The 16129-nt window shown below is 68.4% G+C and carries 9 protein-coding genes; 2 read left to right on the top strand and 7 right to left on the bottom strand.

What is annotated here, in order from left to right; all coding sequences use genetic code 11:
• Positions 1–46 precede the first annotated feature (46 nt).
• Genes ACWDKQ_RS21265 through ACWDKQ_RS21245 form a run of 5 tightly spaced genes read right to left on the bottom strand, consistent with a single transcriptional unit; the run spans position 47 to position 10497 of the window.
• Positions 47–892, bottom strand: coding sequence for a thioesterase II family protein (locus ACWDKQ_RS21265; protein WP_450140481.1), 846 nt, complete (start codon positions 890–892; stop codon positions 47–49).
• Between the two features lie 5 nt (positions 893–897).
• Positions 898–2109, bottom strand: coding sequence for a cytochrome P450 (locus ACWDKQ_RS21260; protein ID WP_450140480.1), 1212 nt, complete (start codon positions 2107–2109; stop codon positions 898–900).
• Complete coding sequence (locus ACWDKQ_RS21255) at positions 2106–3953, bottom strand: Gfo/Idh/MocA family oxidoreductase (protein ID WP_450140479.1); 1848 nt, start codon at positions 3951–3953, stop codon at positions 2106–2108. Before ACWDKQ_RS21255 ends, ACWDKQ_RS21260 begins: the two co-directional genes overlap by 4 nt.
• Entirely contained in the window at positions 3950–5044 is a 1095-nt protein-coding gene (locus ACWDKQ_RS21250) for a saccharopine dehydrogenase NADP-binding domain-containing protein (protein ID WP_450140478.1), read from the bottom strand. The genes ACWDKQ_RS21255 and ACWDKQ_RS21250 overlap by 4 nt, the downstream gene beginning before the upstream one ends.
• Positions 5041–10497 carry an amino acid adenylation domain-containing protein gene (locus ACWDKQ_RS21245; RefSeq protein WP_450140477.1) on the bottom strand — a complete coding sequence of 1819 codons (5457 nt, stop codon included), beginning with the start codon at positions 10495–10497 and terminating at the stop codon, positions 5041–5043. The genes ACWDKQ_RS21250 and ACWDKQ_RS21245 overlap by 4 nt, the downstream gene beginning before the upstream one ends.
• A gap of 210 nt (positions 10498–10707) precedes the next feature.
• Between ACWDKQ_RS21245 and ACWDKQ_RS21240 the strand changes: the two genes are divergently transcribed.
• A complete protein-coding gene (locus tag ACWDKQ_RS21240) occupies positions 10708–12357 on the top strand; it encodes a (2,3-dihydroxybenzoyl)adenylate synthase (protein ID WP_450140476.1) in 1650 nt (549 codons plus the stop codon).
• Positions 12358–12365: 8 nt separating this feature from the next.
• On the opposite strand, the gene solA is transcribed toward ACWDKQ_RS21240, so the two are convergent.
• Both solA and ACWDKQ_RS21230 read right to left on the bottom strand, forming a co-directional pair.
• A complete protein-coding gene (solA, locus tag ACWDKQ_RS21235; RefSeq protein ID WP_450140475.1) occupies positions 12366–13517 on the bottom strand; it encodes an N-methyl-L-tryptophan oxidase in 1152 nt (383 codons plus the stop codon).
• A 16-nt stretch (positions 13518–13533) separates the two neighbouring features.
• Positions 13534–14610 carry an LLM class flavin-dependent oxidoreductase gene (locus tag ACWDKQ_RS21230; protein WP_450140474.1) on the bottom strand — a complete coding sequence of 359 codons (1077 nt, stop codon included), beginning with the start codon at positions 14608–14610 and terminating at the stop codon, positions 13534–13536.
• A 269-nt stretch (positions 14611–14879) separates the two neighbouring features.
• Here ACWDKQ_RS21230 and ACWDKQ_RS21225 point away from each other — a divergent pair, with 269 nt between their 5' ends.
• Positions 14880–16127, top strand: a complete 1248-nt coding sequence (locus ACWDKQ_RS21225) for a DegT/DnrJ/EryC1/StrS family aminotransferase (RefSeq protein WP_450140473.1) — start codon at positions 14880–14882, stop codon at positions 16125–16127.
• The last annotated feature ends 2 nt before the right edge of the window (positions 16128–16129 follow it).

Here is a 16129-nt window from a genome sequence, read left to right as displayed (position 1 = left end):
CGCCGTTGTCCGTTTCCTCGGTTCCTGACCTTCACAAGCCAGAAACCTAGACACAGCAACGGCGTGCCCCATCTCCAGGGCCAAACCAGCAGCTGCCACCACCCACGGACACGTCATTAGAGCCCCATTTAGGCCCCGTTCTGGCCACCGCCGGATCCAGTCGTCGCAAGATCGCCGCGATCAGCTCCTGCCGACGCGGGCCGAGGTAGAAGTGGTTTCCCTCGAAGCTTTCGACATCGGTTCGCCCGGCGGTCATCGACCGCCAACCTTGCGCGCCGGCGACGTCGAGCTCGGGATCGGCGTCGCCGACGAACACTCCGATTGGGCAGGTCAGTTTCGGCTCCGGGCGCGGGCGGTAAGTCTCGATCACGCGGTAGTCGCCGCGCACGTAGCCCAGGACAGCGGCGCGCAGATCCGGGTCGGACAGCACGTCGGTGTCGGTTCCGCCGAGCCGGACCAGCTCGGCGCACAGCCCGTCGTCGTCGCGCAAGTGCACGTCACCGGGTTCGGCTTGGTGTGGCGCGGGACGTCCGGACACCAGCAGCCAGTCCGGCTCGACTACGCCCAGTCGGCGCAGCCGTTGCACTGTTTCGTAGGCGACAGTCGCGCCCATGCTGTGTCCGAACACCAGGTACGGGCGGTCCGCGATGCGTCGCACGGCGCCCGCGATGCCTTCGACTAGGTCGTCCATGCTTTCGGCCAGCGGCTCGGTGAACCGGTCTTCGCGCCCCGGGTACTGCACCGCCACCAGCTCCACCGATGGTGGCAGTAGCGCCGCCCACGCGCGGTAGGCTCCCGCTCCTCCCCCGGCATGCGGCATGCACACCAGCCGTACCGCCGCCCCTGGGCGCGGGGCGTACCGGCGCAGCCACGGTCCCAATCGTGAGCTCATTGCCATCACCAGGCCACCGGCATCGATTCGAGGCCGAACGTGGCGGCGTCGTGCTTGAATTCCAACTCCGCGAACGGCACCGCCAACCGCAGGTCCGGCATCCGGCGAAGGATCGTGCCCAGCGCGATCTCCAGTTCTAGCCGCGCCAGGTTCTGCCCGATGCACTGGTGAATGCCGTAGCCGAAGGCCATGTGGTGCCGACCGGCCCTGGACAGGTCGATCTCGTCGGGTGCGCCGAACACTTCGGGGTCGGTGTTGGCGGCGCCGAGCAAAGCGATGATCCCGTCCCCGGCCGGGATTCGGGTACCGGACACGTCCATGTCGCGGGTGGCCACCCGAAGTGGTATCGAGTCCGCGATCGACAGCACCCGCAGCAGTTCCTCGACGGTGTCAGGCACCCGGGACAGATCTGCACGCAGGGCCGCCAGCAGCTCCGGGCGTTCCAGCAGCAACAGCGTGCCCAGGGCGATCATGTTCGTCGTGGTCTCGCGTCCGGCGATGATGGTGATGCCGATCGTGGATAGCACCTCCTGGCGGTCGGCCTCGCCGGTCAGCAGGTGGTTGACCACAAGCTTGGACAACAGGTCCTCGCCGGGGTCGGTGGTGCGGCGGTCCACGAGCTCGCCCAGCACGCGGAACATGTTTCCCAGGGCGTCGGTGACCTCCTGTTCGCTGCTGTTGCGACCGCCGGAGATCCTGGTGACGTCGCGGAAGAATTCCAGGTCCGCTGTGGGCACCCCGGCCAGCTCCAGCACCGTGGACGTCGACACGGCGTTGGCGAAGGCCGGGACGTAGTCGGCCGTCGGGCCGGTCGCCTCCATCTCGTCGATCAGCCGGTCCACGGTGGACTGGATGCCCGGTCGCATCGACTTCACCCGCTTGACGGTGAACTCCGCCTGCAACATGCGGCGGTATCGGGTGTGCTCGGGCGGGTCGGTGCGGATGAAGGGCCGTGACTTCGCGGCGGCCTCCCGCTCACCCAGCCCCAGTGCGGGCAGGTTCTCGTGCCGGGCATCGGCGCTGATCGACGGGTCTGCGAGCACGGAGCGCACATCGTCGTAGCGGGTGAGGATCCACGCCTGCTTGCCCGTGGGCAGGGTGACCCTCGCGACGGGTTCGTCGGTGCGCAATGCGGCGTAGGCGGCGGGCTGGGTGAAGGGGCATTCGCGGCGGATCGGGAACTGCCGCAGGGTCTCGGTGGTCGTCTGCTCGGTCATCGGTGGGTCTCTCCGGTATGGGGAGTGAGAAGGCCGATCGGTGTCGACCCGGTTGCGGACATCGGCTTCATCGTGAGCCCGGCGCTGCGTGCCTCGGCTGCGACGACGTCCAGGCCGAAAGCACGCCAGTCGTAGGAATCGCCGACCTCGCGAACCAGGTTCGGACCGTCGTGCACCCGCCAGGTGGTGTGCATCCGCACGACGTCGTCGGTCTCCGGCTCAGCCCGCAACCACCACTCGTAGCGCTGGTCGCCGATGGTCTCGGTGGCCAGTCGGGTTTCGGGCACGGACGTTGGACGGGCCATGCTCATCAGTTCCACGACGACGACACCTCCGGGTGCCAGTCGGGCGGCCAGGTCGTGCCACAGCTGGATCCGGTCGGCGGCCGGGAGATGCCCGACGACCCCGCACACCACTGCGGCGGAAATCCGGTCCGGAAGCGTGAGTTCCTGCGCCCGCTCGGCGGTCACCGTGACCCGTGACCGCATGTCTTGGTCGGCGAAAACGCGGCTGGTGAGCACCGCGCGCATGCCCGCTGCCGGTTCGCTGGCCAGGATCTCGGCACGCGGGTGTGCGCGTGCCATCGCGATGGTGAGCAGTCCGGTGCCCGCACCGACCTCCACGATCGGACCGACATCGGCGTCCATACCGGACAGTGCGGCGAGCACGGTAGGGGCGCTGTGCTCGCGGACGTGGTTCGCGGCGGCCAGGTCGAAGAACTCAGCCGTCGACGAGTAGGACTCCACCTCGGCCGGTTCCGGCTCCACATGGGTCAGCTCCGCGACCGCAAGCACCTCCGGTTCGTTCGGCCGGACGACCTCCGGCGGGCCGAGCCGACGCGCGACATCTGCCCAGACCCGGTTGACCGTGATGTCGTACTGCCCGGCCTTGAGCGGATCCGCACCCTCGGTGATCGCCGCCCGCATCTCCCGCAACGCCCGTCCGATCGCATCCGGCCATGCCTTGTCGAACACGTCGTGCAACGAGCCCGCCTCGCTGCCCGGCACGATCGATGTGCTGGGCAGCCGGGTCGACGGGCCGTCGAAGACCAATCGGTGGTCAGCGTCGCGGCGGGCATGCATGCGCGGGCTCCACAACACCGGGCCGTGCGTGTCGGCCAACGTGAGCACTCCGCCTTCGGCGGCCAAGGTGATCCGGTGCCACAGCAGGGCATGGTTGTCGCGGTCGGTGGGGTCGAGCTGGTTCTGGACCCGCAGGGAAACCGGCACTCCGCAGATCACCATCGACAGCGAGCGCAGCGGATGGTGTCCGCCTGCCAGCACCGCCAGTTCCTCCGGTGGCTCCGGCGGATAGGACACACGCCACGGTCGGATCCCGCCCAGTGCACGCCCAAGCACGTCAATGAGCGGGTACAGCACGTGGATTGGACTGAGCGCGTCGACGAACAGGGGCCGTTGGCGTGCGCGCAGCCGTGTCGCCGCGTCGATGAACGTCTTGACCGCTCCGACGTGTGGGTAGTGGGAGTTGACCCGGTACTGCACTCCGCGTTTGCGCGCCAGCTTCAGGCAGGCGCTGAGCTCGTCCAGGTGCACCGGGTGTTCCTGCATGACGTGCAGCCCGCGAGCGATCAACTCCTTGGCCAGTTCGGTGCCCGCACCTCCGGAGATGGCCGAACCCACGACGACGCAAGCCAAATCGATGTCGTCGGGAAGCGCCTCCACCGCGTCGTAATGCGGCACGCCTTCGCGCTCGGCCAACACCCGGGAGGCGGCGCCGCCCCGGCTCAGGATGCCCGCCAGGGTGAATTCGGGCTCCAGTGAACGCAGGGCCTTCACGTAGAGGCGTCCGAAGTTGGTGCCGCACACCACGACCCGCAGCGTCACAGCACTCCCTCCTCGATGCCGGACTCGTCGGCGATCGAACAGGCCTCACCGAGACCCGCGACGACCTCCGCTGGATCGAGTACGTCGCACGCGAAGTGCCCGCCCGAGGGGACCGCGCCCTCCAGCACCGCGAGCACGGTCAGCGCGCCCACGGTGGCGGTGAGCCGATAGCTGCTGGTGGCACGCAGCACCACGGTCCGCTCGGTCTCACTACCGTCGACGAGCCCGGTCATCGCGAAGACCATCAGGTAGTACTCCCGACGTCCGGCCAAATCGAGATCGGCCGCGCGGACCATCCGCTCCGCGATCCGCTCCGGCGGCATCGCACCGGCGGTCAGCGACGGCAGGGAGCTCAGCAAGGTCCAGGTCTGCCTTCCCGGCCAGACGTTGAGCCAGTCCAGTTCGCTCAGCCGAAGCGACTCGGCGAGCCGGATGCTTTCGCTACTCAGGATCGGTTGCAGCGCAACGGTTCCCGGGAAATGCGGTGCCTCGGCGTGCTCCCGGGCGGTCAGCGCCCGGGAGCGGACCCGTCCGTCGCGCCAAGCCGCCAGCGGCTCGCCGAACGCCGCCCCGTCCGCACCACCGGTCTCCAGCGACAGCATCATGTCCACCGCCACCACCGGAGAGCACCGCTCCAGCCCGCCGACATGGGCCGTCAGGGTCCGGGGCCGGTCGAAGCCGGCGGCCAGCCAGCGCGGGAGGATGCTTGAGAGCCCGGGAAGTGTCCCGGCGGATACCACCGCCACCCCATCACCATCGAGAAATCCCTTGGCGCGCAGTTCTTCCAGCACCGGGTCGTCCCCGGCGACGTCGATGTAGTGGGCGCCTGCGGACAAGGCCGCGGCCGCGGCCGCATCCTTGAGGCGATAGGTCGGCCCCGCGCAGTTGAGGACCGCGTCGCAGCCCGCGCAGAACTCCGCGAGGCTTTCCCGGTCCTCGGCGTCGACCCGCCGCACGTCTGCGCCGGACAACGCCTCGACGCGCCGAGCACCGAGGCGCAAGCGCACTCCGCCGAGCTCACCCAGTGCCGCGACAGCGGCACTGCCGACCGCACCCGACGCGCCCAGCACTCCTACCCTCGGGAGGTTCATGCGATGACCGCCCCCTTCGTGAGATCGGTCAGCAGCTTGAGCACTCCCGGCGAGTGCTGCACGGACAGGCAGCTGAAGTGATCGCCCGCGATGTCGACGATCTCCAAGTCGCCCAGGGTCAGCTCCTCCCAATGCTCGGTGACCGCGGCTTTGCTGCCGGGGAACGGGTAGGCGCCGCTGTGGCGCAGGAACGTGATGTCACCGGCGTAGGGCTCGGGGGCGTAGCGGGTGATCGCGAAAACGCTCTGCCGGAAGGTCTGGAACAGCCTCAACATGTGCTCGGGCTCGTACATGCCCGCCGACGCGGGCACCGCCTCGCACATGCGCGTGATGCGTTGCAGCCGCGGTATGTCCGCGAGCGTGCGGAAGTTCTCTCCGATGTCGGCGAATTCTCCGGTCAATTCGGCGAATCCGCCCTCGCGCATCACTCCTGGCGTGGCCGCCAGCACCTCGTCCGCCGCGGCGGCCACTCGGTCCTCGTCCGCCGGGAAACCCAATGCGCGCGGATCGATTCCCATCATGACCGCGAACGAGTACTCCGAGAGGAGTTCGTCGTCGAGGCGGAACCGCGGGCTGTGGCTGCTGATCACGGTCAGCGACTCGACTTCGGCGCCCGCCTCTGTCAGGCCGCGTGCTATCTCAGTGGACAGCAGACCGCCCAGGCAGTACCCGACGACGTGCAGCCTGCGCGCGCCGGAGTCGAGCAGGGCACGCACGTAGTCGGCGGCCATCACCTCGATCAGTCCATCTGGGTCTGCATCAAGGAAAGCCTGCAGGTCCGGGATTTCAAGCGCCGCCACCATGGCGTTGCCCGCCGACCGGCGGCGGATCTCGGTGATCAGCGACCGGTAGGGCATCGCGGTTCCAGTGCCCGCGTGCACCAGGACGGTGACCGGGTCGGCTCCCGACCCGTGCAGGCTTACCAGCGGTGAGGACTTCACGCTCATCGGTGCGTCCTCACCGATCCCGCCGGCGCGCGTGACTCCGCGCAGATACGCGGCCAGCGCCGCCACCGTCGGCTTGCGCAGCATGTGCCGCAGGACGACTTCCCATTCCAGGGTCATCACCTCCGGCACGCGCTCGCGGAGCAACCCGACGAGCCTGGCCACCAGCAGTGAATCCCCGCCCAGCGCGAAGAAGTCGTCGTGTCTGCCGACGTACTCGCGGTCGAGCAGTTCGGCCCACAACGCGGCGATCTGGCGCTCGATCGCGTCGACCGGCTCCCCGGACTCGGCCGCCGGCGACCCGCTGTTGCCCACCGAAGGCAGCCACGACAGCATCTTCGCCCGGTCCACCTTGCCATTGCCCGTCAACGGCAGCGCATCGACCAGCTGCCAGTGCCCGGGAACCATGTATTCGGGCAACATCCGAGCCGCATGCCTGGCCAACTCCCCGGGGCTCAGCCGGTGGCGATCGGTCCCCAGCCTGGTCAGGAACAGGTGCTGACCTGCCTGGTGCAGCGGGCTTTCCCGGCTGGGAAGCACGGCGGGCTCGGCCCCGGCCTCCGCGAGCAGGCTCGACCACTGCTCGGCGGTGAGGAACGACTGCCCGCGCTCGGCGCGTACGTCGCGGTACGGCCCGTTGCGCACCTCCATGAACTCCATGGACACCTGCAACGCGCAGTTGTCGTCGCGAGTGTTCTCCAGCAGCACCAGCCAGCCACCCGGTACCAGCAGCTCGCGGACCCGCGCCAGCGCCGCGGTCGCGTCTTGGGTGTTGTGCAGGACGTTCGCACACACGACCACGTCGTAGGTGTTCGGCGAGTACCCCTGCGCGCGGATGTCCTTGCCGACGTCGAACCGCCCGTAGCGCACCCACGGGAACTCGGCGAACCGCTCGCGCGCTTGCGCGAGGAAGAACTGCGAGGGGTCGGTGAAGGTGTACTCGACGGAGTGCTCGGCCAACGCGGGCACCAGGTCGGTTGCCGTTCCCGCCACACCGCCCCCGATCTCCAGCACCCGCAACGGTTCATCACAGAAGTGCTGTTCGGCGATGGCACGCACCCCGGAAATGACGGCCTGGTTGAGGTGCTGCATCGCCAGGTTGTCCCGGTATGCGGCTTCCATGGCGTCGGAGGGCGCGCCCGGGTACAGCAGCGCACGGATGTCGAGGTCGCCGCTGAGGAGACTGTCGAGGGAGTCGACGCAGGTGCGAACCGCATCGACCAGGTCGCTGCTCCACCCGGCGCGTTCCTGCGCGGACTCCACCCGCTGCCACGCCTGCTCCCACTGCCCTGCTTCCGGAATTACCAGTCCGGTGAACCGGCCGTCGGCGGTCTGGGTCAGCCGGCCGTGCGTGACCAGCGACCGCAGCCAACGGTCGAGAACGTGTTCGTTGACCGCGTTCACGCGCACCCCCTGCCGGATCTCCGTGCTGTCGTGGCTTGAACCGTCATCGAACAGGCCCCCGCCGGAGAGCGTTCGCGCCATCGCCACTAGGGCCACGTCGTCCAACGCCTCCAGGAACGCCGCCAGTGCATCCCGATCCACTGCGGACTCTGACTGCCGTGCCGTTTCCATCGCGGCGGCCACCACATCCGCCGCCTCCGACGCGTCGTCCTCGACCGACGGGGCGGGTTCGACGACCGCGGCCAGGCGCTGGCCGTCCACGACCACCGCGGCCGAGGCCACTCCGGGATGCTGGAGCAGGGCGGATTCGATCTCGGCGAGTTCGATGCGGTAACCGCGAATCTTGACCTGGGTGTCTTCCCGACCCAGGAACTCGATGTCGCCGTCGGGCAGGTAGCGGCCGAGATCGCCTGTGCGGTAGAGACGCCGCCCGGTCGCGGGGTGGGTCACGAAACGTTGCGCGGTCCGGGCCTCATCACCGAAGTAGCCCATAGCGACCCCGGTTCCGCCGATGTAGAGCTCCCCCACGGACCACTCCGGACAGTCCCGCAGGGATTCGTCGAGCACGTGGAAGGTCTGGTTCGCCAAGGGTTTGCCGTAGGGAATGCTCGGCCGTGCGTGGTCCACTCCTGCGATGGGGTGGTGGATAGACCAGATCGCGCCCTCGGTAGCCCCGCCGAGGCTGACCAACCGCAGTTCGGGCAGCAGTTCGCGGATCGCGTCGGGCAGGGTGACCGGAATCCAGTCGCCGGAGAGCATCGCCAGCCGCAGGCCGGGCAGCGACTGCGGTGCCGAACGCAGGTAATCGTGCAACATCTGCAGCTGCCCTGGAACCGAGTTCCACAGCGTGACGCCCTGTTCAGCGACCAGTTCGGCCCAGTGCGAGGGATCGCCCCTGCGCTGCGCGTCGGGCAGCACCAGCGTAGCGCCCACCGCCAGCGGCCCGAAGATGTCGTAGACCGAGAGGTCGAAACCGAGCCCGGCCAGGCCGAGGACCGCGTCGCCCTCGCCCACGCCGAAGCGGTCGTTGATGTCGGCCACCGTATTGCGGGCCGCGCGGTGGCTGATCATCACACCCTTGGGACTGCCGGTGGAACCGGACGTGTAGATGACGTAGGCCAGGTCGCCAGCGGCCGTTGCGGACACCGTTTCCTCGGTGGAAGTCCGTTCATCGACGACGAGGACTTCGGCCCCGCCGCCGGCATCCGCGGCATCGATCAGCCACGGCTGGGTGAGCACCAGGCGCACTCCGGCGTCGGCGAGGATGGCCGCCCGGCGGGCGGCGGGCTGCGCGGTGTCGACCGGCAGGTAAGCACCACCTGCCAGCAGGGTGCCGAGCACGGCCGCGACCTGCTCCCAGCCCTTGTCCATCACCACCGCGACCGGCTCGGCGGCGCCGACTCCGGCGGCGCGCAGCCGGACCGCCACCGACCGCGCCCGGCCCGCCAGCTCGCCGTAGGTCACCGCTGCACCAGGCGTCCGCACGGCGATCACCTCTGGGGTCCGTTCCGCCTGGGCCATCACCGGCTCGTGCAGCAGCCCGCCGGGCAGCGCGGTCGCGGTGTCGTTGACGACACATCGCCGTTCACGCTGGTGCGCGGGCAGTTCCACCGCGTTCGCCCGGTGCAGGACCCGCTCGTCCTCGGCGATGCGCCGGACGAGGTCGACGTATGCGGCGAAGGCGTCGTCGACCAGGCCGGGCGGCAGCACGCCCTCGCGGGTGTCCCAGGACAGCGCCAACCGCTCGCCGCGCGGCATCACCTGGCAGTCGATCCAGACCTGCGGTGTCTGACTGATGGCGTAAGTGACCTCACCGCGCGGGGCGACCGGCGTGACCGGGGTGTCCATCGTGCTGGTGAACACCACCGGCATCAGCACCGGTTCGCCACCCGCTCGCCGGGACAGCTCGCCCAGAACATCGCTCCCGCTAAACAGCGGGTGTGCGAGGTCTTCGAGCAGCTGCGCCGACAAGGCCGCGGCCCTGTCTGCGAGGCCGGCCTCCTCGGTCAGGTCCACGGCCAGCAGCTCCACCGAGGTGAAGTCACCGACCAGCCTGGGCACGTCGGGGTGCAGGTCCAGCCGCTGGAAGGTCGGGATATTGAGGGTGAACCGCCGTCCCCGGCTCCACCGGCCGATGATCTCGGCATAGGCCGCCAGCAACAGCGCCGACGGGGTCAGCCCGACGCCTGCGGCGCGTTGGCGCAAGGACGTCCACTGCGCCTCGGACAGTTCGTCCTCAAGCCTGCGGAACCGCACGTCGCCGTCCGAAGCGGCCAACGCCCACTCCGGAGCGGGCAGCTCGGGCGCGGGTGGGATCGTCTCCACCCGTCGCATCCAGTAGTCGCGGTCCCGCCGGTACTCGGCGGAGTCAGCCCTGCCGCGCCGGGCCAGCAGGTAGTCGCGGAACGTCAGTGAAAGCGGGGCGAGCTCAAGCTCCGGATCGGTGTAGAGCTGGTCGAACTCGGCGAGCAGCAACTGCACGCTCGCGTAGTCCACGATCAGCAGGTCCAGGGACAGGTGGAGTACCGATCGGCGATCGCCCTGGGTGATCCGGATGGTGAACAGGGGCCATCGATCGGTCTCGGCGACTCGGTGCGACAGCTGCGCACGCGTGGCCATGACCGCCGCCTCGACCGCTGCGTCCTCCTGCCCCCGCAGGTCTGTCACCGCAATGCGGTGCGCGGGCACCTTTTCGAGCACCACCTGGTAGCCCTCGTCGTGCACCACAGCGCGCAGCATGTCGTGCCGGGTGATCAGCGCGTCCCATGCGCGCTGCGCCCGGTCCGGGTCGAGGTCCGGGTAGGTCAGTTCCACATAGGCATGGCAGGCCACGCCGCCGTACTCGTAGAAATCACCACGCCCGAGGAGATAAGCGGCTTGCAGGTCCGAGGGCGGAAACGGCTCGTGCCGGCCGCCGGAGTCGTGTTCGATCGGCCCGGTCGGCGCCGACAACCGTTCGACGATGGCCTGCTTGTGCTGCCGCAGCAGGGACTTCCGTTGCTCAGTGAGGGTGCCGCGCGGCGCGCGGAAACGAAGCTGTCCTGCTTCGACCCAGAACACGACGCCGTCGCGTTCAAGTGCTTCGAGTAACTCCCCAACGTCCATGGTGCCCCGTTCTCGCGCCCGGTCGCACCCCTGCGTCGTTGCGCAGGCGGCGAACCGAATTCCAGTGATTCCCGCAACAGGCGGGTCCATCCCAGCGGGTGAGCCGTCAAACTCTATTGCGAATGAAAATCATGTTCGGTAAGGCTATCAAACCAGAAGTGGACTCCCCTTGGCCAGAGCACGCCGCTGGCCCGACCCGAAGGACGACGGATGGCACAGGACTGGCCGGGCTGGCCCGACACCGACGCGGATCGCTACCGAGCCGCTGGGTACTGGGCGGGCCACACCTTCGACCAGCTGCTCGCGAGCTGGTCGGTCGAACATGGCGACCGCACCGCGCTGGTCGACGGCGAGCGCAGGTTCAGCTACGCAGCGCTGGAAACCGAGGTCGACCGGACCGCACGCGGACTGCGCGGTCTGGGCGTCACCCGGGGCGATCGCTTCATCATGCAACTGCCCAACATCGCCGAGTTCGTCATCGGCTGGTTCGCCCTCCAACGCGTGGGCGCGGTCCCGGTCCACGCGATGCCCGCACACCGAGCAGCCGAGATCGAACACCTCGCGCGGCTCTCCGGAGCCGTCGGCTACTTCATCGCCGACCGGCACGCACGGTTGGACTACCGCGAGCTGGCCGCAGAGGTCCGCAAATCCCGGCAGGACTGCGCCGAATCGCTCAAGCACGTCATCGTCGTCGGCGACCCGGGTGAGCACGACTTCGTCTCCTTCGCCGACCTGGTCGAGCGCGGTGGCCCCGCCCCCACCGGCCCCGCTTCCACCGGCCCCACCGCCACCGGCACTGCCGATTCCGGCGATCTGGCGCTGTTGCTGCTTTCCGGTGGCACGACGGGACTTCCCAAGCTCATCCCCCGCACCCACGACGACTACGCCTACAACGCGCGCGCCAGTGCCGAGGTCTGCGGACTGACCCGCGACTCGGTGTTTCTCTCGGTGCTTCCGATCGGGTTCAACTACACCTGGTGCTGCCCCGGCGCCCTGGGCACCTGGTGCGTGGGCGGCACGGTGGTCCTCGCACCCAACCCAAGCCCCGAGACCGTCTTCTCGCTCGTGGAACGGGAGAAGGTGACCATCGCGGCGGTGAACCCGCCGCTGGTGCCCTACCTGCTCGACGAGTACGAGGCGAACCGCCCGGACCTGAGCACGCTCGCCCTGCTCCAGGTCGGCAGCGCCCGGCTGGCCGACGACCTCGCCCGCCGCATCACACCTGAACTCGGCGTGCCGATCCAGCAGGTGTTCGGCATGGCCGAGGGCCTGCTGAACTACACCAGGCTCGACGACCCCGACGAGCTGCGGTGCACCACCCAAGGCGTGCCGCTGAGCCCGGACGACGAGATCCGCGTCGTCGACGAGCAGGACAACCCGGTACCCGACGGCGAGCCCGGCGAACTGCTCACCCGAGGCCCCTACACCCTGCGCGGGTACTACCGGGCGGCCGAGCACAACGCGCGTTCGTTCACCCCCGACGGCTTCTACCGGACCGGCGACCTCGTGCGACGGCTGCCCAGCGGCCACCTGATCGTCGTCGGCAGGGTCAAGGACCAGATCAACCGTGGCGGGGAGAAGATCCCGTCGACCGAGGTGGAAGGGCATCTGCTGGCTCACCCCGCGATCAAGGGTGCTGCACTGGTCGGCCAGCCCGACGCGGTGTTCGGCGAGGTCCCGGTCGCCTTTCTGGTCTGCCACGGGCAACCCCCCACGCTGCGCGAGGTCACCGCGTTGCTCAAGGAGCGCGGGTTGGCTCCCTACAAGCTGCCGACCCGGCTGGTCCTCGTCGAGGAATTCCCCCACACCGCGGTCGGCAAGATCGACAAGTTGGCGCTCGCCGCCCGGCTGAACTCCTGATCGCATGATCAGCCAAACCTGTCGGGGTCGCAGAAAGCGAGGTCATACGAGGGTGAACGCCCCATGACGAGGTCTGCGACCGCCTCACCCACCCCTGTCGCGTGCTTGAAGCCGTGGTTATTGCAGCCGCCCGCGATCACCAGCCGGGGATCGCGGCGCGGCCTGCCCAGCAGGAACTGGTTGTCGGGGGTGCGGGTGTACATACAGACCGAGACCCTGGCGGGAACTTCCCGCACCCCCGGCACCGCCGTGCGCAGCCGCTCGACCAGCAGATCCCAGTCCCCGGGCGAAACGGACCTGTCGAAAGCCTCCGGGTCGATGACCGGAAACCGGCCGTCGGAGTCCTCCAGACCGAGCTTGACAAGGCCGGCGTGCGGGTTGTTCCACGGCAGGATCCCGTGTCCCCAGACGCACACGCCATCATCCAGCTGCCGCATGAACACCGGAAGCCGGTCCAGCGAGAACCGTTCCCGGTCGGCCATCGGCTCGAACCAGGTCATCGGCATCCGGACCGTCTCCACCGGAAGTTCGTCCACAAGGGAGCCCAGCCAGCCACCGGCGGCGACCACGACCTGCCGGACCCGCAGGTCGCGCACCGGTGTTGACACCACCGCGCCGTCGGCGACCAGTTGGACGCCGGTGACCTTGGTGTCGGTGAACACCCGCGCACCGGCGGCCTCGGCGATCCGCACCGCGGCAGCGATCGCCCGTTCCGGCCGGATCAGCCCGGCGCCCTGCTCCCACACTCCGATGTGGTGGTCGGGCAGCCCTGCGTGGACCGGCATCCGATTACGCAGGTCCCTTGAATCCCACACCTGGACTGGCAGGTCGTGCACCCGCGAGGCCGCCAGCGTTCCGGCGATGATGTGGCCGTCACGCGGTCCGATCAGCAGCCCACCGGAGGAATCGATCAACCGCTGTCCCGCCGAGGACTGCAATTCGTGCCACAACTCCAGGGAACGCCGAGCCAACGGGACCAGACCAGGATGTTCCAGGCACGCGGTGCGCAACATCCGGCTCGTGCCCCCGGAAGAGCCCATCGAGTGCCCCGGCGTGAACCGTTCGATCCCCACCGCCCGCACCCCGCGCCTGGCCAGCGTCCACAGTGCACACGATCCCCAGGCACCGAGCCCGACGACCGCGACGTCAGCGTCGAACATGCTTGCCGCCTTCCGCTCAGACCGCCGAGGCGGCGAAACCGGTGAACCGGGGAGCGACCTGCTCGGCGAACAACCGCACCGCGGTGCGGGCATCCGGCAATGGCAGCGCGCCCGGGTTGAGTTGGAGGCTCAACGTCACGTCGTCGCCGAACCACTCGGCGACGGTGGCCACCTGCTCTCCGACCTCAGCCGGCGTTCCAGCGAACACCTTGTTGTCCGCCAGGCTTTTGTCGAAGTCGTACTTCGCCACCTTGGCCACCAACTGCTCGTAACCCGGGTAGTCCGCGCTCCGGGCCTGCCCCCACGACGCGACCGCGCCGGTCATCTTCTCGATGTAGTTGTGCTCCCAGCGCCGGGCCTGCTCCAGCACCCGCGCGCGATCCTCGCCCAGGTAACAGGTGTATTTGATCTGGATACGCGGCGGCTGCTGGTGACCCGCCTCGATGCGGGCCTTCCGGTAGATCGCCAGCATGTCCTGAAGACTCTCGCGCGAGGTCACGGTCGGCACGACCTGCAGGTGGTAACCGGCGCGGCCGGCCGCCGCGCACGACTGCGCGCTCGTGGTCGACGCCACGAAGATCGGTGGATGAGGGCTCTGGTACGGCCGGGGCAGCATGGTCACCGGCCCGAAGGCCGCCCACTCGTACTCGGAAACGACGTCGTCTTCCGTCCACAATCGACGGCAGAGTTCGACCCCTTGGGCAAAGCGCGAGCGGCTCTCGCTCATCGGCACCCCGAAAGCGGCGAACTCCTCCGGAAGGAACGCCCGGCCGAACCCGACGTCGAGCCTGCCGTGCGAAAGGTTGTCCAACATCGCGAGTTTGCCGGCGAGCTTGATCGGATGCGTGAACGCCGGGACGACCGCGCCGGTGGTCACGCGGATGCTCTTGGTGGCGGCCGCGATCGCCGTAAGCAGGGTGACCGGGTCTGGGCTGTAGCCACCATAGGACGAGAAGTAGTGCTCGACGACCTGCACGTGCTCGTAACCCGCGGCGTCGGCCAGTCGCGACAACTCCAGGCACTCGTCGTAATAGGTGCTCGGCGACTTCTCGTCCGGGCCGATCACGGGGAAAAAGGTCAACCCGAACCGCATAAAGGACTCCATTTCGCTCAACTCGGCGCGCAATCGCACCGCCCCCCAATCCGTAGTTAATCCGCCTCGAGAAGAACTGTCAAGGAGTCGTATAGAAAAATTTTAAGCCCGCAATTTCAAGAGGGGTCATCCTTTTTTTGGGCCGACCCCGGAGGATTATTTGCTCCGACATATGCGAATTGTTGCATTAATTTGCAACGCCGGAGTTGATTGCTATTCTCGATCCGAAAACACTTTGTTTTCACGTTGCTACCCATGCAGGAGCCGATATGCTCGACCGCACCTACCGGGTTGCCTTCCCAACCCGGGGAAGCGAGCTGGGCGCCGCCGAAATTGCGGCTCTCACCAGCCTCGTCAGCTCCGGAGCGCCGCTGAGCTCCGGTCCCCACCGCGACCGGTTCGAAAACGGGTTCCGCGAGCACATCGGGTCCGCGCACGCGATGTCGGTGACCAGTGGAACGGTCGCCCTCGAATTGGCGATCCATTTATTGGACCTGCGCCCCGGCGACGAGGTGATCGTCACCCCGCAGACCTACCAGGCCACCATCGCTCCGCTTCTCAACCTCGATGTCGACGTTATCTTCTGCGACGTCGACCCCGACACCCTGAACATGGACCCGACGGTCCTCGAAACGCTCATATCCGAGCGGACCGCAGCGGTTCTGCTGGTGCATTACGGCGGATGCCCGGCGGAAATGGACCGGATCACCGCCGTCGCGCACGCCCACGGCGCGGTCGTCGTGGAGGACTGCGCGCACGCCCTGGGCGCGAGCTACCACGGCCGCCGCCCCGGTGCACTGGCCGACATCGGCTGCTTCAGCTTCCACAACTCCAAGAACCTCACCACCCTGGGAGAGGGCGGCATGATCACCTTCGACCGGGACGACTGGGCGTACCGGCTGGAATGCCTGCGTTCCAACGGAGTCGACGGCGTTACCCGCCCCGTCCGCGGAACCCGACCGCCGACCCTGCTGCCGTGGATGAAGTACGCCGACGAAATCTACTCCAGCGAGTACACCGAGGTTCTGCGCGCGGGGACCAACGCGACCCTGTCGGAAGCCGCTGCGGCCGTCGGCTCGGTCCAGCTTGGACGATTACCGGAATTATCCGCTCGCCGCGCGGAAATCGCGCACCGGCTCGACGAGGCACTGGCCGATGCGGGCACCAGCGCCCGACCGCATCACGCACCACCGGGAACCGAACACGCCCACCACCTCTACACGTTCTTCGTCGACTCGGGCGCGCCCGAGCGCGAACGGCTGGTCCGGTCGCTGGACCGGCACGGGATCGAGGTCCAGTTGCGCTACTTCCCGCTGCACCTGACGCCCGAGTGGCGGGCACGCGGGTATCGGGCGGGCGCGTGCCCGGTGGCCGAGAACAGCTGGTTCGACCGCCACGTGAACCTGCCCTGCCACCCCGGTCTGACCGATTCCCAGGTCGACCGGCTCTGCGCGGTCCTGCACGAGGAACTGACCTCGCCCGGCCGTGCTTTCCATTCCAGCCAACCGATTTCCTGAGG

This window comes from Saccharopolyspora sp. NPDC000995, assembly GCF_053599315.1.
Note: the sequence above shows the minus strand (reverse complement) of the source record. Positions and strands in the feature narration are given on the sequence as shown.